General features: G+C 67.1%; 16 protein-coding genes. 8 read left to right on the top strand and 8 right to left on the bottom strand.

What is annotated here, in order from left to right; genetic code table 11:
• Positions 1-260: 260 nt before the first annotated feature.
• From glpE to AC3B6A_RS02715, 7 genes are all read right to left on the bottom strand, one after another.
• On the bottom strand, positions 261-590 hold the full coding sequence (gene glpE / locus AC3B6A_RS02685; protein WP_488400810.1) for a thiosulfate sulfurtransferase GlpE: 330 nt from the start codon (positions 588-590) through the stop codon (positions 261-263).
• 43 nt (positions 591-633) lie between these two features.
• Complete coding sequence (locus AC3B6A_RS02690) at positions 634-1,458, bottom strand: symmetrical bis(5'-nucleosyl)-tetraphosphatase (RefSeq protein ID WP_488400811.1); 825 nt, start codon at positions 1,456-1,458, stop codon at positions 634-636.
• Positions 1,458-1,838 carry a Co2+/Mg2+ efflux facilitator ApaG/CorD gene (gene apaG / locus AC3B6A_RS02695; RefSeq protein ID WP_488400812.1) on the bottom strand — a complete coding sequence of 127 codons (381 nt, stop codon included), beginning with the start codon at positions 1,836-1,838 and terminating at the stop codon, positions 1,458-1,460. Before apaG ends, AC3B6A_RS02690 begins: the two co-directional genes overlap by 1 nt.
• Positions 1,835-2,662, bottom strand: a complete 828-nt coding sequence (gene rsmA, locus AC3B6A_RS02700; protein ID WP_488400813.1) for a 16S rRNA (adenine(1518)-N(6)/adenine(1519)-N(6))-dimethyltransferase RsmA — start codon at positions 2,660-2,662, stop codon at positions 1,835-1,837. Before rsmA ends, apaG begins: the two co-directional genes overlap by 4 nt.
• Positions 2,663-2,768: 106 nt before the next feature.
• Positions 2,769-3,767, bottom strand: coding sequence for a 4-hydroxythreonine-4-phosphate dehydrogenase PdxA (pdxA, locus tag AC3B6A_RS02705; RefSeq protein ID WP_488400814.1), 999 nt, complete (start codon positions 3,765-3,767; stop codon positions 2,769-2,771).
• 129 nt (positions 3,768-3,896) lie between these two features.
• Entirely contained in the window at positions 3,897-5,189 is a 1,293-nt protein-coding gene (locus AC3B6A_RS02710) for a peptidylprolyl isomerase (protein WP_488400815.1), read from the bottom strand.
• Positions 5,170-7,941 (bottom strand): LPS-assembly protein LptD, encoded by a 2,772-nt coding sequence (locus AC3B6A_RS02715; RefSeq protein WP_488400816.1) that lies wholly within the window; start codon positions 7,939-7,941, stop codon positions 5,170-5,172. The genes AC3B6A_RS02710 and AC3B6A_RS02715 overlap by 20 nt, the downstream gene beginning before the upstream one ends.
• A gap of 129 nt (positions 7,942-8,070) precedes the next feature.
• Here AC3B6A_RS02715 and AC3B6A_RS02720 point away from each other — a divergent pair, with 129 nt between their 5' ends.
• From AC3B6A_RS02720 to AC3B6A_RS02730, 3 genes are read left to right on the top strand one after another with little or no spacing between them, the layout of a single operon-like run.
• Positions 8,071-9,093, top strand: coding sequence for an aminoglycoside phosphotransferase family protein (locus AC3B6A_RS02720; protein ID WP_488400817.1), 1,023 nt, complete (start codon positions 8,071-8,073; stop codon positions 9,091-9,093).
• Positions 9,090-9,764 carry an N-acetylmuramate alpha-1-phosphate uridylyltransferase MurU gene (gene murU, locus AC3B6A_RS02725; RefSeq protein WP_488400818.1) on the top strand — a complete coding sequence of 225 codons (675 nt, stop codon included), beginning with the start codon at positions 9,090-9,092 and terminating at the stop codon, positions 9,762-9,764. Before AC3B6A_RS02720 ends, murU begins: the two co-directional genes overlap by 4 nt.
• Position 9,765: 1 nt before the next feature.
• Positions 9,766-10,530: a DnaJ domain-containing protein gene (locus AC3B6A_RS02730; protein ID WP_488403488.1), complete on the top strand. Its 765-nt coding sequence runs from the start codon at positions 9,766-9,768 to the stop codon at positions 10,528-10,530.
• Here the strand turns inward: AC3B6A_RS02730 and AC3B6A_RS02735 are convergent.
• Positions 10,527-11,573 carry an alpha/beta hydrolase family protein gene (locus tag AC3B6A_RS02735; protein WP_488400819.1) on the bottom strand — a complete coding sequence of 349 codons (1,047 nt, stop codon included), beginning with the start codon at positions 11,571-11,573 and terminating at the stop codon, positions 10,527-10,529. The two genes, AC3B6A_RS02730 and AC3B6A_RS02735, sit on opposite strands and share 4 nt — an antisense overlap.
• A gap of 154 nt (positions 11,574-11,727) precedes the next feature.
• Here AC3B6A_RS02735 and AC3B6A_RS02740 point away from each other — a divergent pair, with 154 nt between their 5' ends.
• From AC3B6A_RS02740 to AC3B6A_RS02760, 5 genes are all read left to right on the top strand, one after another.
• Entirely contained in the window at positions 11,728-14,178 is a 2,451-nt protein-coding gene (locus AC3B6A_RS02740) for a PAS domain-containing sensor histidine kinase (RefSeq protein WP_488400820.1), read from the top strand.
• Positions 14,175-14,804, top strand: coding sequence for a response regulator (locus AC3B6A_RS02745; protein ID WP_488400821.1), 630 nt, complete (start codon positions 14,175-14,177; stop codon positions 14,802-14,804). The genes AC3B6A_RS02740 and AC3B6A_RS02745 overlap by 4 nt, the downstream gene beginning before the upstream one ends.
• Positions 14,805-14,951: 147 nt before the next feature.
• Positions 14,952-15,989 carry an ABC transporter substrate-binding protein gene (locus AC3B6A_RS02750; protein ID WP_488400822.1) on the top strand — a complete coding sequence of 346 codons (1,038 nt, stop codon included), beginning with the start codon at positions 14,952-14,954 and terminating at the stop codon, positions 15,987-15,989.
• Between the two features lie 188 nt (positions 15,990-16,177).
• A complete protein-coding gene (locus AC3B6A_RS02755; RefSeq protein WP_488400823.1) occupies positions 16,178-17,287 on the top strand; it encodes an ABC transporter ATP-binding protein in 1,110 nt (369 codons plus the stop codon).
• A 73-nt stretch (positions 17,288-17,360) separates the two neighbouring features.
• The gene (locus tag AC3B6A_RS02760; protein WP_488400824.1) at positions 17,361-18,410 is read left to right on the top strand and encodes an ABC transporter substrate-binding protein; all 1,050 of its coding nucleotides are present in this window, start codon (positions 17,361-17,363) and stop codon (positions 18,408-18,410) included.
• Positions 18,411-18,456 lie beyond the last annotated feature (46 nt).

The following is an 18,456-nucleotide window of genomic DNA, read 5'->3' on the forward strand; positions in this document are numbered from 1 at the left end:
GCGCGGGTTCGGTCGTGTGCGGGTGCGGTCGGGCCGCCAGTGATGCCGGCGAGAATCCCCCAGAACTCCAACGGAACCTGGCCTCTGCCCTGATCCGCCCCAAATGGTCACTGCCGATTACCCGGAAGCCGGTGTGCCGGCTCTCCCTGTTTTGGATGGCCTGAGGGAAAGGATAGTTCGTTCTCTGACCTGTAAAGGGCGAAAGCGCGAGAAGTTACAGATTTTTTGAAGGGGCTAATCCGCCTCTTTCGTAAGGGCTTTCAGTCAGAGCCGCCCGCGCTGGTATCCGCGGGATAGACGCTGCGCCACAGCTCGAAACCGCCGTCGAGGCTGTAGACCTCGGAGAAGCCCTGCTGGACGAAATAGGCCGCCGCGCTCTGGCTGGAGTTGCCGTGGTAGCAGACCACGACCAGCGGCGCGTCCATGTCCGCTTCGCGGATGAAGTCGGCCACGGAATAGTTGTCGACGTGCCGCGAGCCGGTGATGTGGCCCGTGGCGAAACTCTGCGGGTCGCGGATGTCGACGACCTGGGCGCCGCCTTCGCGCAGTTGCTGGGCCAGGTCGGGGGCGATGCGCTTGAAGTCGCTCATGTGGGGTACCTCGCAAGGCGCGGGGCGCCTGGCCCCGCTGGAATCAGGGGTGTGCTTTGGCGCAGTCGCAGTGGATGCGCTCGAAGGTGTCGAGGTTCAGCAGGGTCATGCTGCCGCCCCAGACGCAGCCGGTGTCCAGGGCGAACAGGCCGGGTACGTCGCACTGGCCCTCCAGTGCCGCCCAGTGGCCGAAGACGATCTTGCGTCCGGCGGCCTTGCGTTCGGCATAGCTGAACCAGGGCGCGTAGCCCGGTGGCGCGGTGTCCAGGCCTTCCTTGGATTTCAGGTCGAGCTTGCCGTCGGGGGTGCAGAAGCGCATGCGCGTGAAGTAGTTGGTGATCACCCGCAGGCGCTCGATGCCGTGCAGCCGCTTGTCCCACTTGGCCGGTTCGTTGCCGTACATGCCGTCGAGGAACAGCGGCAGGCGATCGTCGTCGCGCAGCACGGCCTCGACCTCGGCGGCGCGCTGCAGGGCCTTGTCGATGGACCACTGCGGTGGAATGCCGGCATGCACCAGGGTGATGTCGCGCGCGGCGTCGTGGTAGACCAGCCGCTGCTGGCGTAGCCACTCGATGAGCTCGGCGCGGTCCGGGGCGTCGATGATCTCGCGCAGGGTGTCGTTCTTTTTCAGGCGCTCGGTGTTGTAGGCCACCGCCACCAGGTGCAGGTCGTGGTTGCCCAGCACGCAGACCAGCGACTCGCGGATGGAATAGAGGTAGCGCAGGGTTTCCAGCGAGGCCGGGCCACGGTTGACCAGGTCGCCGACCAGCCACAGCTTGTCCTGCGCGGGGTCGAAGCGGACCTGTGCGAGCAGGCACTTGAGCGGTTCCAGGCAACCCTGCAGGTCGCCGACGGCGTAGGTGGCCATCAGTGCAGGGCCCCGGGCACGGCCAGGCGGAACACCGGAATCTCGGCCTCGAAATGATGGCCATCGGCGGCGATCATCTGGTAGCTGCCGTGCATGCTGCCCACTTGCGTGGCCAGCACGGTGCCGCTGGTGTAGGTATGGCTGGCGCCCGGCTCGATCAGCGGTTTCTCGCCGACCACCCCGGCGCCGCGCACTTCCTGCACCTGGCCGTTGCCGTCGGTGATGACCCAGTGGCGGGTGAGCAGCTTGGCGGCCTGCTCGCCCTGGTTGTGGATGGTCACGGTGTAGGCGAACACGTAGCGCTGCTGCTCCGGCTGGGATTGCTCCGGCAGGTGGCGGGTGGTGACGCTGACGCTGACGTTGTAGCGCGGATCGCTCATGCGGAGGGTCCTTGCGCGGCTGCGGCGCCGGTTTCGCCCAGGCGGTTGGCCAGGCGCACGAAGGCGGCCACGTCCAGCTGTTCGGGGCGCAGGGTCGGGTCGACGCCGGCGGCCTCGATGTCCTCGACGCTCATCAGCGTGCGCAGGGTGTTGCGCAGGGTCTTGCGGCGCTGGTTGAAGGCCTCGCGGACGATGCGTTCGAGCAGGCGGTGGTCCTTGGCCGGATGGGGCAATTCGCTATAGGGCACCAGGCGCACGATCGCCGATTCGACTTTCGGCGGCGGATTGAAGGCGCCCGGACCGACGGTGAACAGGTAATCCACCCGGCAGAAATACTGCACCATGATCGACAGCCGGCCCCAGTCGCCGTTGCCCGGCTCGGCGGCCAGGCGCTCAACCACTTCCTTCTGCAGCATGAAGTGCATGTCCTGGATGATCCCGGCATGATCCAGCAGGTGGAAGATCAGCGGCGTGGAGATGTTGTAGGGCAGGTTGCCGACCACCCGCAGCCTGTCGTCGCTGGCGCCGACCAGGCTGGCGAAGTCGAATTTCAGCGCGTCGCCCTGGTGCAGGCTGAAATTGGGCTTGAGGCCGAAGCGCCACTTCAGCTGCGGGATCAGGTCCAGGTCCAGCTCGATCACGTCGAGCCTGGCGCCGCTGTCCACCAGGCCCTCGGTCAGGGCGCCCTGGCCCGGGCCGATCTCCAGCAGGTGCTGGCCTTCCTTGGGGGCGATGGAGCGCAGGATGCGGTGAATCACCCCGGCATCGTGCAGGAAGTTCTGGCCGAAGCGTTTGCGGGCGCGGTGTTGGAAGAGTTCGGACATAAATGCAGCTCCAGGCTTCAAGCTGCAAGCGACAAGCCAGAGCCTAAGCGGTGATCAAAGGGCGAAAGTCTACCAGTTGGCACCGCTTGCCGCTTGTTGCTTGCAGCTACCGGCTGGCGGCGGCCGCCGCCATTTGATAGGCGGTTTCCAGGGCGACCTGCAGGCTGCCGCTGTCGATCCGGCCGGTGCCGGCGAGGTCCAGCGCGGTGCCGTGGTCCACCGAGGTGCGGATGATCGGCAGGCCCAGGGTGACGTTCACTGCCGCGCCGAAGCCCTTGTACTTGAGCACCGGCAGGCCCTGGTCGTGGTACATGGCGAGCACCGCGTCGCAGTGTTCCAGGTGCTTGGGGGTGAACAGGGTGTCGGCCGGCAGCGGGCCGATCAGTTGCATGCCCTCGGTGCGCAGGCGCTCCAGGGTCGGCTCGATGACGTCGATTTCCTCGCGGCCGAGGTGGCCACCCTCGCCGGCGTGGGGGTTCAGGCCGCAGACCAGGATGCGTGGGTTGGCGATGCCGAACTTGTCGCGCAGGTCGGCGTGGAGGATGCGGGTGACGCGCTCCAGGCGGGCGGAAGTGATGGCGTCGGCGATCTGCCGCAGCGGCAGGTGGGTGGTCACCAGCGCGACGCGCAGCCCGCGGGTGGCGAGCATCATGACGACCTGGGCGGTGGCGGTCAGGTCGGCGAGGAACTCGGTGTGGCCGGAGAAGGCGATGCCCGCTTCGTTGATCACGCCCTTGTGCACCGGGGCGGTGATCATCCCGGCGAAGTGGCCGTCCATGCAGCCCTGGCCCGCGCGGGTCAGGGTTTCCAGCACATAGGCGGCGTTGGCCTTGTCCAGCTTGCCCGGCTCGACCGGTGCGGCCAGCGGCGTGTCCCAGACGTAAAGAGTGCCGGCAGCGGCCGGCGCGCTCGGCCAGTGGCCGGGGCCGACTTCCAGCAGGGCGATGTCCAGCCCCAGCAGCTTGGCGCGTTCGGCCAGCAATTGCCGGCTGGCGATGGCGACCAGCGGATGGGGCTGGGCTTCGCGGGCCAGCAGCAGGCAGAGGTCGGGGCCGATGCCGGCGGGCTCGCCGGGGGTCAGGGCGAAGAGGCGGGAGGTGTTCATCAGGGGGTCTCGAATCAGGGCGTTGGAGCGGATGCGACTACTCTACGACGAAGCCTCTCTATGACGAAGCTTTGCGCGGGCAAAAAGAAACCCGGCCATGGCCGGGTTTCCTCGTAGCGTCGCAAGCGGTTACTGCTTGATCTCGACGTAGGCTTCGTCGCGGATCTGCCGCAGCCAGGCCTGCAGTTCCTCGTCGTACTTGCGTGCGCGGAGGGTCTGGGCAGCCTGCTGTTCGCGGAACTTGTCGCTGCTGTCGGTGGCGCGGCGGCCGAGGACTTCCAGGACGTGCCAGCCGAACGGCGAGCGGAACGGCTTGGTGACCTGGTTCTGCGGGGCGTTGTTCATCACCTCGCGGAACTCCGGCACCAGGGACTCCGGATCGACCCAGTTGAGGTCGCCGCCATTGAGCTTGGAGCCCGGGTCTTCGGAGTACTTCTTCGCCAGTTCGCTGAAGCTTTCGCCCGCCTGGATGCGCTCGTAGAGCTTCTCGGCCAGACGCTGGGTCTCTTCCTCGCTGCGGATCTCGCTGGGCTTGAGCAGGATGTGGCGCACGTGCACTTCGTCACGCAGCATCTTGCTGCCGCCGCGCTTCTCTTCCAGCTTGAGGATGATGAAGCCGCCCGGGGTGCGGACCGGCTCGGTCACGTCGCCCACGGCCAGGCTGCCGACCATGCTGTCGAACGGGGAGGGCAGCTGGGCGGCCTTGCGCCAGCCGATCTCGCCGCCTTCCAGGGCGTTGTCGCCCGCCGAGCGGGATACCGCCAGCTGGCTGAAGTCCGCGCCCTGCTTGAGTTGCTGGTACAGCTCGGTCACCTGACGGCCGGCGGCCTGCACGGTTTCCGGCGAGGCGCCATCGGGTACCGGGATCAGGATGTTGGCCAGGCGGTACTCTTCGGAGAGCTGGATCTTGCCCATGTCGGAGGCGAGGAAGTTCTGCACTTCCTGCTCGCTGACCTGGGTGCGCTCGGCCACGCGGCGCTGGCGCACGCGGCTGATGACCATCTCGCGGCGCACCTGCTCGCGGGCGTCGTCGTAGGACAGGCCGTCGTGGGCGAGGGCGGCGCGGAACTGATCCAGGCTCATGTTGTTGCGCTGGGCGATGGTGCCCATGGCCTGGTTCAGCTCTTCATCGGTGATGCGGATGCCGGAGCGGTCGCCGATCTGCAGCTGGATGTTCTCGATGATCAGGCGCTCGAGCACCTGCTGGGTCAGGACATGTTCCGGCGGCAGCGGCGCACCGCGCTTCTGGATGGTCGCGCGGACTTCGCGCAGACGCTGGTCCAGCTGGCTCTGCATCACCACGTCGTTGTCGACGATGGCGACCACACGGTCCAGCGGGACGACTTCGGCATGAGCGACGGAACTTGCCAACAGCGCGCCCAGCATCAGCGGGCGCAGGGCCTTACATAGCATTGTCTTCACGTTGACGATAACCCTGGATACCTTGGTCGAGGAAGCCTTCCACCTGGTTGCCAACCACGCCGCCAAGGCCTTTCAAGATGATTTGCAGGAACACACCGTGGTCGGCCTTGGACGTCGAGGTCACATAATCCTCGTCGTCGTAGTCGACCCAGTAGCGATTGATCAGGCGCAGCTTCCAGCAGCAGCTGTCGTACTCGAAACCACCGAAGGCTTCCAGCGTGCGGCTCTGGTTGTAGTCGAACTGCCAGCGGCCGATGGCGGCCCATTGCGGCAGGACCGGCCACATGAACGAGAAATCATGCTGTTCGATCTTGTACTGGTCGCTGCCGTACTCGAACTGCCCGGTGCTGGGGTTGAAGCGCTTGCTGTCCGCACGGTAGCGGTAGCCGGCGTTCAGCACCTTGCGCGGATCGGATTCGGGCTGGTAGTGGAACATCAGGTTGCCGTTGTCGGTATGGCTCCTGTCCGCATTCCAGTTGAAGTCCGAGCTGACGTACCAGTCGTGGTCGAAGCGATACCGGCCGGTCAGGGCATACGGCGAACGCCAGGTGTCGGCGTCCGGGTTTTCTGCACCACTGGCGCGCAGGTCGTTTTCGGTCAGGCCCGGCAGTTGTACGCGGCGATCACTGAAGTAGTAGATCTGGCCGGCGGCGATATAGGCACGCTCGAAGCCGTTATCCTCGATGAAGCGAGAGCCCAGACCGAGGGACAGTTGGTTGGCGTCGCCGATACGATCACGACCAGTGAAGCGGTTCTCACGCCACAGCGAGTCGTAGCTGAAGGTGAATTCGCCGGTGTCGAAGGTTGGCAGGTTGTCCTGATTCTCGTACGGGACGTACAGGTACATCGCGCGCGGCTCCAGGGTCTGGCGGAATTTGCTGCCGCCGAAGGTGGTGTCGCGGTCGAAGTACAGGCCGGAATCCAACTTGGCCAGGCCCAGAGATCGGTCTGGGCTGCTGTCGTAATTGATGTACGACGGCAGGGTCGACTGGCCCTTGCTGTCCAGGTCCAGGTCGTACTTGGTATAGAGAGCCTTGACGGTCGGGGTCATGAAGCCCCAGCTGCGGTTCATCGGCAGGCTGATGCCCGGCTCGACGTGGAAGCGATCACCGTTAGCGCGCGCAAGGCCCTTGATATTGGTATCCGGGCGCGGTACCTGGAAGGACGGATCGTTCTCGTCGGGAACGTACAGGCCTTCGTCCAGGTCGCGGTCGAAGCGTACGGCTTCGGTGCGGTAGCTGAAGTCCAGTCCCCCCGGATTGAACGGCAGCTTGCCGTCCAGGGTGAGCTGCGGCAGACGGTCGTACGGCGTCACGTCGGTCACGGTCGCCAGCTGGTAGGCCTGGGCGTTCAGACGCGCGGTGTAGCTGTCGCCACGGTAGGTCAGCGAGCCTTGTTGGTTCACATAGGTCGGCGTGCCGATGCCCAGCGAGGTGTCCAGGTCCTGGAAGTAGTACGGGTCGCTGATGCGGGTGTAGTCCACCTGCGCCAGCAGGCGCGAATCCAGGCCGCTGACGTTTTTCCAGCCGTACAGCCAGCGGGTGTCGGTGTACTGCGGGAAGTCCTGGCGGTCGTCGTTCTTGTCGTTCAGGTAGGCCGCATTGAACTGGCCTTCGCTGGTGTGGGTCAGGTAGCGGAACTCGCCTTCCATCAGCAGGCCACGCTTGACCATGTAGCGCGGGTACAACGTGGCGTCGTAGTTCGGTGCCAGGTTGAAGTAGTACGGCGTGGTCAGGGTGAAGCCGGTGTCGGTGGAGCTGGCGAACGACGGCGGCAGGAAGCCGGACTGGCGGCGGTCGTCGATCGGGAAATAGATGTAGGGGGTGTAGAACACCGGAATGTCCTTCACCCGCAGGGTCGCGTTGGTCGCGGTGCCGAAACCGGTGGCCGGGTTCAGCTTGATGTTGTTGCCCTTGACGACCCAGGCGTTGCTGCTGGGTTCGCAGCGGGTGTAGGTGCCGTCCTTGAGCTGGATGATCGCGTCTTCCTGGCGCTTGGCGTACAGCGCGCTGCCGCGCACCTGGGCCTGATGCATGACGTACTCGGCGTTCTCGATCTTCGCCGCGCCGTTGTCCAGTTGTAGCTCGGCGTGGTCGCCGACGATCAGCGCGCCGTTGTCACGCAGCTTGACGTTGCCGACCAGCTCGCCACGGTTCTCGGCCTGGTGCAGGTTGGCCTCGTCGGCCTCCACCTGCATGCTGCCCTGGCGCAGCACCACGTTGCCGGCGAGGGTGGCGATCTGCTTTTCCTGCTCGTAGCGCGACACCTTGGCCGAGACGTAGGTCGGTGCCTCGTCGTTCGGCGTCTTGTCGTTCATGCCCGGGCGCACCGGTTCGATGTAGGCGCCGCTGCAGTACGGGCCGATCTCCGCCAGTTGGGCGGCGGTCAGCTTCTCGCGCGGAATCCAGTCGAGGTGGCTGAAGTCTTCGCTGCGCGATTTCAGGCCGCGGCCGCGGGACTCGGTGACCAGTTGCTGGGGCTCTTCAGTGCTGCCGCCACCGGCCTGCGCGCCGCCTGCGGCAACGGTGCCGGTGCCTGTGCCTGCGCTCACGGCCGTGGCGCTGTGCTGCGGGCGCGGAACGCTGCTGGTGCTGTCCTGCGGGGCGCAATCCCAGGCGCCGGAGGCCGAGGGTTGGCAGGCGAACTGCTGACCGGGTGCCGCGGTCACAGAGGCGAGCGGCTGGATAGCCAGCAGGCCACCGGTCACCAGTAAGGGGAATTTTCTACGGAACACGGGGAAATTCACTGCCATCTTGTTAATCCGGGCTTCCTGCGAGCCATCGGCCCAAAGCGGGCCGCACGCCTCTCGATGGGCTCAAAAAGATGCTGGATAATAAAGCATGACCCGCGCAACGGCTAGGGCCGTGGAGAACCCATAAAGATGTCACAGGATGCCCGTTACCAGCAGATGATCGGCTGGTTGGACTTGAGTTTGCCCGCAGTGTTCACTAACCAAGGCTGGGGCCCGGTGCCCGCAGCGAGCCTGACGCCGGCCAGCAGCGACGCCAGTTTCCGCCGCTATTTCCGCTGGCAGGGCGATGGCCGCAGCCTGATCGTGATGGATGCGCCGCCGCCCCAGGAAGATTGCCGGCCCTTCGTCAAGGTCGCCGGCCTGCTGGCCGAGGCCGGCGTGCACGTGCCGGAGATCCTGGCCGAGGATGTCGAGCAGGGCTTCCTGCTGCTCAGCGATCTCGGCCGCCAGACCTACCTCGACGTGCTCACCGCGCAGAACGCCGAGGAGCTGTTCGAGCCCGCGCTCGACGCGCTGGTGGCCTTCCAGCAGGTGGACGTTGCCGGGCGCTTGCCGGCCTATGACGAGGCCCTGCTGCGCCGCGAGCTGCAGCTGTTCCCCGACTGGTACCTGCAGCGCCACCTGGGCGTCACCCTGGAGGGCGAGCAACTGGCGGCCTGGCAGCGCACCTGCGACCTGCTGGTGCGCAGCGCGCTGGAGCAGCCGCGCGTGCTGGTGCACCGTGACTTCATGCCGCGCAACCTGATGTTCAGCGAGCCGAACCCGGGCGTGCTGGATTTCCAGGATGCCGTTTTCGGCCCGGTCACCTATGACGTGACCTGCCTCTACAAGGACGCCTTCCTCAGCTGGCCGGAGCCGCGCGTCCACGACGGCCTGTCGCGCTACTGGCGCAAGGCGCAGGCTGCCGGCATCCCGCTGCCGGAGCGCTTCGAGGACTTCCTGCGCGCCAGCGACCTGATGGGTGCGCAGCGCCACCTCAAGGTGATCGGCATCTTCGCCCGCATCTGCCACCGCGACGGCAAGCCGCGCTACCTGGGCGACGTGCCACGCTTCTTCCGCTACCTGGAGAACGTCATCGCCCGCCGCCCCGAGCTGGGCGACCTCGCCGCGCTGCTGGCGAGCCTGCCTGAAGACGAGACGCATCCCGCATGAAGGCCATGATTCTCGCCGCGGGCAAGGGCGAACGCCTGCGCCCGCTGACCCTGCATACGCCCAAGCCGCTGGTGTGCGCCGGCGGCGTGCCGCTGATCGAGTACCAGCTGCGGGCGCTGCGCCAGGCCGGCTTCGATCAACTGGTGATCAACCACGCCTGGCTCGGCCAGCAGATCGAGGACTATCTGGGCGATGGCCAGCGTTTCGACGTGAGCATCCTTTATTCGCCCGAAGGCGAGCCGCTGGAAACCGGCGGCGGCATCTTCAAGGCGCTGCCGCTGCTGGGCGATGAAGCCTTCGTCATCGCCAACGGCGACATCTGGACCGACTTCGATTACGCGAGCCTGCACGGCGCGCTGGCGGCGGGCGACCTGGCGCACCTGGTGCTGGTGGACAATCCCGGCCACCACGGCCGGGGTGACTTCTGCCTGCACGAAGGGCGCGTGAGCGACCACCGCGAAGGCCAGCCGAGCCTGACCTACAGCGGCATCGCCGTGCTGCATCCGGCGCTGTTCGACGGCTGCGTGCCCGGCGCCTTCAAGCTCGCGCCGCTGTTGCGCCGGGCGATGGACGCCGGCCGCGTGAGCGGCGTGCGGCATCGCGGGCGCTGGGTCGACGTCGGCACCCATGAGCGCCTGGCCGACGTCGAACGCCAACTGGCGGAGGGCTGAGGTGTTCTGGCCGGGGACAGTGCTGGGCCTCGTCGCCGGCTGGGCGCTGGCGAGCATTCCCGGGGCGCTGCTCGGCGCGCTGCTCGGTCAGGTGCTCGACCGCCGCATGAAGGAGCGCTCCTGGCGCGGCCTGCTGGAGCAGTTGCGCGGCGGCACGCGGGTCGATGACCGCGAGCTGCTGTTCCTCCTGCTCGGCCGCCTGGCCAAGAGCCGGGGGCGGGTGCATGACGCGCACATCCAGCAGGCGCGTGCGGAAATGCTGCGTCTGCAGCTGGACGACAGCGCGCGCCGCCAGGCCATCGAGGCCTTCGGGCGCGGCAAGGGCGGTGGCCCGTTACTGGAAGCCGGCCTGCGCCAGCGGCGCGGCCATGAGGCGAGCGCGGAAGGTCTGCTGCAGGCCTGCTGGCGCATGGCCTGGGCGGCCGGCGCGCCGGGTTCGGCGGAGAGGCAACTGATCCTGCAGTGGGGCGACTGGCTCGGTCTTTCCCGCGCGCGCATCCAGGCCCTGGCCGCGGGCGCGGAACCGCCGAAGGCGCCTGTGCCGCCGCGCGAGTCCTATACCCAGGCATTGCGCCTGCTGGGGGTGAAGGCCGACAGCGAACCGGAGGAGATCAAGCGCGCCTACCGCAAGCTGATCAGCCAGAACCATCCGGACAAGCTCGAAGGCCTGGGCGCCAGCCCCGAGCGCATTGCCGCCGCCACCGCCAGGACCCGCGAGATCCAGGCCGCCTACCTGCTGGTCCGGCAGCGCCGCGGTTTTCGTTAATCGGGCCGGCCGACCGGCTCCAGGTGCATCGACAGCCAGCCGCGGATGCGCCGGTAGAGCTGCTCCTGCTCGGTCGAAAGGTCGGCGGGCAGGGCGTTCATGCCGATCTGCACGTAGTTCGGCGACTTCTGCCGCTTGCTGGCCTGCAGGCGCCGCTGCGCCGCTTCGCGGTCGGCGGCCTTGTCCCTGTAATAGAAGTCGCCGGTGGCGAGGTTGAGCAGCGGTACCGAGTCCTCCAGCGACGGCTGGAAATCGCGGGGCATCTCGGGGGCCACCAGCAGCAGGTTCCTGATGTCGGCCGGCGTGCGCTCGCCGAGGTAGCGGCTCGCCCAGTAGGCGCCGGTGCCGTGGCCCAGCAGGACGATGGCCTTGGGCTGGTGCTGCTCGGCCAGCTCGACCGCCGCCTGGATGCGCGCCAGCACGCGCTCGGCGTGGGCCTTGCGCAGCGCCACCGGGTCGGTCGGCGTCGGCGCGGCTTCTTCCGGGCTGGCCTGGGCCGGTTCGGCGCTGCCGGCTTCGCCGGTGCTTTCCGGGGCCGGCGTGGCGTTGCCGGCGCTGCCCGTGACCTCCGGCTTGCGGGCGCTGTCGGCGGCGCTGGCGTCGGTGTCCGCGCTGGCCTTGTCGGGCGACTCGGCCGGGCGCGGCACCGGGGCGGTGCTCTGCGGGTCGGGCAGGGTCACGCTGAGGCTTTGCCAGCCGGCGTCGGGCAGCTTGTGCCGCAGCGGGCCGATCGCCACCGGCCAGTCGGCGCTTTCGCCATCGCCGGGGATCAGGATCACCACGCCTTCCGCCTCCGCGGTGTTGGCCGGCAGCCAGAGGGCGAGGAAGCTCTCCTCGCCGGCCCGCAGCAGCTGCCGTTCATGCTCCGGCAACTGCCGCTCCAGGCCGCTGGCGTCATCCTGGCTGCGCTCGCCGAGCTGCGGCCGCGGCGCCGGCTGCTCCTCGGCGGCGGGCTTGGCCGCTTCGGCCCAGGCCGTCGATAGGGGCGACAGGCCGAGCGAGAGGCACAGGGCGAGCAGAGCGGGGCGAGGCAGGTGCGGCATCGGCGATATCCATGTCTATGGGCGGGCGCGAGTGCGGCCAGCCTAGCGGCTGTTATCTGGTTTGTCAGGCACAGGCCATGCCGGGTTCCACCGGCGTTGCGGTAAGGTATGCCGGCTGTTCACTGGCGCGATCGAATCCTGGGGTGTTGTCGGCATGAGTCGTCTGTTCTGGAAAGCCTGTCTGTTCTGGCTGTGCTGCGTGCCGCTGCTGGCCGCGGCGGAAACCGCGGCTCCGTCCCCGGCGCTGAACGGGGCGCAGCGCGCCTGGCTCGCCGAGCACCCGCAGCTGCGCGTCGGCGTGCTGCTGGAGGCACCCTACGTGCAACAGGACCGGCGCCTGCAGCAGCTGTCCGGGGCCAACGTGGAGCTTCTGGAATGGCTGGCCAAGTTCATGGGCGTGACCCTGCAGTGGCGCACCTACCCGGACCAGGCGGCGCTGGAGCGCGCGGTGCGCGCCGGGGAGATCGACCTGTCGCCCGGCATCAGCCAGACGCCGTCGACGCTGCGTGACTGGCTGTTCTCCGACCCCTACCTGCGCGTGCCGCGCCTGGTGGTGGGCGACCGTCGCAGCGGCACCTCGGTGGAACTGGAGTCGCTCGAGACCGGCGGTTCCGTCGCGGTGCGCGGGCCGGGGCCGGTGCTCGACTACCTGCGCGGCACCTACTCGGGGCTGGCGCTGCAAGTGGTCGACAGCGATCGCGAGGTGCTGCGCAAGGTGCTCGGCCGTGAGGCCGATTACGCGGTCATCGACGAGGCGCAGCTGGCGCGCCTGACCCGCGAGACCGAGTTCAGCGGCCTCTCGGTGGTGGCCGACATCGGCTATCCGCAACTGCTGCGGGTGGCCACCCGGCGCAACCTGCCGGAGCTGGCGTCGATCATCGATACATCGCTGCGCGCCATTCCGGCCAAGGACCTGGACCAGCTCCACGAGCGCTGGCTGCAGCCAAGCTACCCGCGCCTGGGCTCCTCGCCGGGTTTCTGGCAGAACCTCTGCATCCTGCTCGGCCTGCTGCTGGCCTGCGCCGTCACCTCGGTGCTCTGGCTGCGCCGCCAGCACAGCGCGCTGGAGTCGCGCCTGCTCGCCGCGCGCCGCGACATCGAGTTGCGCCAGGCCGCCGAGGAAGCGCTGCGCCTGGCCCAGTTCGCCATCGACAGCAGCACCGTGGGGATTCTCTGGGTCAACTGGGACAGCCACGTGCGCTACGCCAACCGCGCCGCCGAGGAACTGCTCGGCTATGCCCCCGGCGCCGTGGTGGACCGGCCGTTGTCCGACTTCGAGCCGACGTTGAACATGGACCGCTGGCTCAACCTCTGGCGCCGCGCGCGCAATGCCGACGAGGCGCCGCTGAGCTTCGAGACCCAGTGCCTGCGCGCCGACGGCCAGTGGCTGCCGGCGGACGTTTCGCTGAGCTTCCTGCGCTTCGGCGATTCCGAATACCTGCTGGTGTTCCTCAATGACGTCACCGAGCGCCGCCGTGCCCGGGCCGCGCTGGAAGAAAGCGAGGCGCGCCTGCAGGGCATCGCCGCCAACGTGCCGGGGCTGGTGTTCCGCCTGGAGCCCAACGCGCCGGACGACGACTCCGACTTCGCCTATATCAGCTTCATCACCGGCGGCAGCGAAACCGCCCTGGGCTACTCGCCCGGCTACCTGCGCGAGAGCGGCCTGGGCATCATTGGGCTGGTGCATCCCTCCGAGCGCGACGGCTATCTGGCCAGCCAGATGGCGGCGGTGGAGAGCGGCAGCAACTGGCGCTGGCAGGGCCGCATCCTCACCCGCAGCCGCGAGCCGCGCTGGGTGGACATCAAGGCCACGGTGCGCACCCTCGACGACGGCCGCCTGGCCTGGGACGGCGTGGTCTGGGACATCACCGAGAACAAGCAGGCCGAGCTGGAACTCGGCGAATCCCGCGCGCAGCTGCGCGAGCTGTCCGCGCACCTGGAAAGCGTGCGGGAGGAGGAGAAGGCGCGGATCGCCCGCGAAGTGCACGATGAACTGGGCCAGGTGCTCACCGTGCTCAAGCTGGAAACCTCGATGTGCGAGCTGGCCTATGGCGAGCTGGACAGCGGCCTGCGCGAGCGCCTGGACAACATGAAGCGCCTGATCGCCCAGCTGTTCCAACTGGTGCGGGACGTGGCCACCGCGCTACGCCCGCCGATCCTCGACGCCGGCATCGGTTCGGCGGTGGAGTGGCAGGCGCGGCGCTTCGAGGCGCGCACGCAGATTCCCTGCCTGGTGCAGGTGCCGGAGAATCCGCCGGCGCTGTCGGACGCCAAGGCCATCGGCCTGTTCCGCATCCTTCAGGAGGCGCTGACCAATGTCATGCGCCATGCCCAGGCGCATACTGTGGAGCTGCAGTTGAGCGTCGAGGATGGCGAGCTGTGCCTGCGCATCACCGACGACGGCGTGGGCTTCGACCCGGACGCCACGCGCCCGGGCGCATCCTTCGGCCTAGTCGGCATGCGCGAGCGGGTGCTGATGTTCGGTGGGACGCTGCAGATCGACAGCCAGCCCGGGGAGGGCACCACGCTGTGGGTCCGGGTTCCATTGCGCGGCGGCAGTTACAACGATAACGACAATGACAGGAAGCGGGAGGAGTGGCGGTGATTCGAGTGCTGGTGGCGGAAGACCATACGATCGTGCGCGAGGGCATCAAGCAACTGATCGGCATGGCCAAGGACCTGCAGGTGGTGGGCGAGGCCACCAACGGCGAACACCTGATCGAGACCTTGCGCCAGACGCCCTGCGAAGTGGTCCTGCTGGACATTTCCATGCCCGGCGTCAACGGCCTGGAAGCCATCCCGCGGATCCGCGCGCTGAACAATCCGCCGGCGATCCTGATGCTGTCGATGCACGACGAAGTGCAGATGGTCGCCCGCGCGCTGAAGGCCGGCGCCGCCGGCTACGCGACCAAGGACAGCGACCCGGCGCTGCTGCTCACGGCGATCCGCAAGATCGCCAGCGGCGGCCGCTACATCGACCCGGCGCTGGCCGACCGGATGGTCTTCGAGGTCGGCCTGACCGACTCGCGGCCGCCCCACGCACTGCTCTCCGAGCGCGAGTTCTCGGTGTTCGAGCGCCTGGTGCAGGGCGAGGGCGTCAACGAGATCGCCCAGCAGCTGGCGGTCAGCAGCAAGACCATCAGCACCCACAAGGCGCGACTGATGCAGAAGCTCAACGCCAACTCGGTGGCCGACCTGGTGCGTTATGCCATGGAGCACAAGCTCATCTGAGTTGATCTGTGCCATCTCGCGCGCAGATTTTTCCCGTATCTCTGTGCGATGCGTCCTATTTCTGTAACAAACCGGCTATCTAGCTGCCGTCAGGCAGGGAATCATTGCCCGCTTGATGCGGTACGTCGTGATAACAAGGAGAAGACGATGTTGCGAGCGGTAAGGGGAGGGGTGCTGTTCGGCCTGCTGGGGAGCGTCGCGGTGCCGGCGCTGGCGGACTATGTCACGGTGATTTCCTTTGGCGGCGCCAACAAGGAAGCCCAGGAAGCGGCGTTCTACAAGCCCTTCAAGGAAGCGACCGATACGGCGGTGGTCCACGGCTCCTACAACGGCGACCTGGACAAGCTCAAGCGCATGGTGGAGATCAGCCACGTGTCCTGGGACGTGGTGGAGGTCGAGGCTCCGGAGCTCGCCCGCGGCTGCGAGGAAGGGCTGTTCATGAAGCTCGACGCCAAGACCGTCGGCAACCCCGCCGACTTCGTTCCCGGCGCCGTGCAGCCCTGCGGCGTCGGCATCTTCGTCTGGACCACGCTGCTCGCCTACGACCAGAGCAAGCTGCAGGGCACGCCCAGCGGCTGGGCGGATTTCTGGGACGTGAAGAAGTTTCCCGGCAAGCGCGGCCTGCGCTGGGGCGCCAAGTTCAGCCTGGAGTTCGCCCTGATGGCCGACGGCGTCGCGCCCAAGGACGTCTACAAGGTGCTGTCCACCGACGAGGGCGTCGACCGCGCCTTCCGCAAGCTCGACGAGCTCAAGCCGTACATCAGCTGGTGGAAGTCCGGGCAGGACCCGGTGCGCGACCTCGCCGACGGCAGCGTGGTGATGAGCTCCGCCTACAACGGCCGGATCTCCGCGGCGCAGAGCGAGCAGAAGGGCTTCCGCATGGTCTGGGCCGGCAGCATCTACGACTTCGACTTCTGGGCGCTGCCCTCGGGCGTGTTCAAGAAGGAGCTGGCCGAGAAGTTCGTCAACTTCGCCAGCCAGCCGCAGCAGCAGAAGGCCTTCGCCGAGAACATCTCCTACGGCCCGACCAACCGCAAGGCGGTGGAGCTGCTGGCGCCGGACGTCGCCGCCAACCTGCCCACCGCGCCGCAGAACATCGCCAATGCCCTGGGCATGAACCTGGCGTTCTGGACCGAACATGGCGAGGCGCTGGAGAAGCGCTTCCAGGCCTGGGCCAAGCGCTGACGAAGCTGACGGAAGGGTTGCCGGCCGGAACATGGCCGGCAGCCTATTTCCTTAGTTTTTGTAGGGATCGCCCTACAAGGCATCCTCTCCAAGCCTGATAGCAATCTCTCATTCCGCCCGATTTGCTCGGCGATCCGGCTTCTTTAGGCTTGGGTTCAACGGCATTACAAAAAAATAAAGGTGCGGTTATGGCCGAGAATCAGGCAAACGATGTACTGGTGAGCTTCCGTGGCGTGCAGAAGAGCTACGACGGCGAGTCCCTCATCGTGAAGGACCTCAATCTGGACATTCGCAAAGGCGAATTCCTGACACTGCTGGGGCCTTCCGGCTCCGGCAAGACCACCAGCCTGATGATGCTGGCCGGTTTCGAAACCCCCACCGCCGGTGAGATCCAGCTCGCCGGCCGCGCAATCAACAACGTCCCCCCGCACAAGCGCGACATCGGCATGGTGTTCCAGAACTATGCCCTGTTCCCGCACATGACGGTGGCCGAGAACCTGGCCTTCCCGCTCTCCGTGCGCGGCATGAGCAAGACCGATGTGAGCGAGCGCGTGAAGCGCGCGCTGTCCATGGTCCAGCTCGACACCTTCGCCGGTCGTTATCCCGCCCAGCTCTCCGGTGGCCAGCAGCAGCGCGTGGCCCTGGCCCGCGCGCTGGTCTTCGAGCCGCAGCTTGTGCTGATGGACGAACCCCTGGGTGCGCTCGACAAGCAACTGCGCGAGCACATGCAGATGGAGATCAAGCACATCCACCAGCGCCTGGGCGTGACCGTGGTCTACGTGACCCACGACCAGGGCGAGGCGCTGACCATGTCCGACCGCGTGGCCGTGTTCCACCAGGGCGAGATCCAGCAGATCGCCCCGCCGGCCGAGCTCTACGAGCACCCGCGCAATTCCTTCGTGGCCAACTTCATCGGCGAGAACAACCGCATCGCCGGCCAGCTGCAGGCGCGCAACGGCGACCGCTGCACCGTGGGCCTGGCCCGTGGCGAGAAGGTCGAGGCGCTGGCGGTCAACGTCGGCGCTGTCGGCGACACCGTCAGCCTGTCGATCCGCCCCGAGCGCGTGCGTCTGAACGGCCATAGCGAGAACTGCGTGAACCGCTTCTCCGGCCGCGTCGCCGAGTTCATCTACCTGGGCGACCACGTGCGCATCCGCCTGGAGGTCTGTGGCCGTACCGATTTCTTCGTCAAACAGCCGATCGCCGAGCTCGATCCCGCACTCGGCGTTGGCGACGTGGTTCCGCTGGGCTGGGAAGTCGAGCACGTGCGCGCGCTCGATCCCCTGCCGGCGGCGTAACGCCAAGGCCCGGCCACTCCCGGACCTGATGCATCCAAGAAAAACAAACCTGCACACTGTGGAGACAACAATAATGTCGAAGTCCTTGAAAGCAGCGGGGCTCAAGCTCGCGGCACTGAGCATCGGCCTGGCCTGCGCGGCCCAGTCGATGGCCGCCACCGACCTGACCGTGGTGTCTTTCGGCGGCGCCAACAAGAACGCCCAGATCAAGGCGTTCTACGAGCCCTTCGAGAAGGCCACCGGCAACAAGATCGTCGCCGGCGAGTACAACGGCGAGATGGCCAAGGTGAAGGCCATGGTCGATACCAACAGCGTCTCCTGGGACCTGGTGGAAGTGGAGTCGCCGGAACTGGCGCGCGGCTGTGACGAAGGCATGTTCGAGCAGATCGACCCGGCCATCCTCGGCAACGCCGCGGACTACGTACCGGGCGCGGTGAGCAACTGCGGCGTCGGCTTCTTCGTCTGGTCCACCGTCCTGGCCTACAACGCCGACAAGCTCAAGACCGCTCCGACCGGCTGGGCCGATTTCTGGGACGTCGAAAAATTCCCGGGCAAGCGGGCCCTGCGCAAGGGCGCCAAGTACACCCTGGAATTCGCCCTGATGGCCGACGGCGTCGCGCCCAAGGACGTCTACAAGGTGCTGGCCACCAAGGAAGGCCAGGACCGCGCCTTCAAGAAACTCGACCAGATCAAGCCGAACATCCAGTGGTGGGAAGCCGGTGCCCAGCCGCCGCAGTACCTCGTTTCCGGCGACGTGGTGATGAGCTCCGCCTACAACGGCCGCATCGCTGCCGTGCAGAACGAGAGCAACCTGAAGATCGTCTGGAACGGCGGCATCTACGACTTCGACGCCTGGGCCATCCCGAAGGGCGCCAAGAAGATCGACGAGAGCCTGAAGTTCATCGCCTTCTCGGTCAAACCCGAGCAGCAGAAGGCCTACTCCGAGAGCATCGCCTACGGTCCGGCGAACAAGAATGCCATCTCGCTGCTGAACAAGGACATGCTGAAGAACATGCCGACCACCCCGGAAAACATGCAGGGTCAGGTGGGCATGGACGTGACCTTCTGGGCTGACTACGGCGAACAGCTGGAACAGCGCTTCAACGCCTGGGCTGCCAAGTAAGGGTCTCCCCGGCAGAACCGTTCCGGCGTCCGGCCGGAAGCGCTTC

This window comes from Pseudomonas sp. B12(2026) (genome assembly GCF_057767015.1).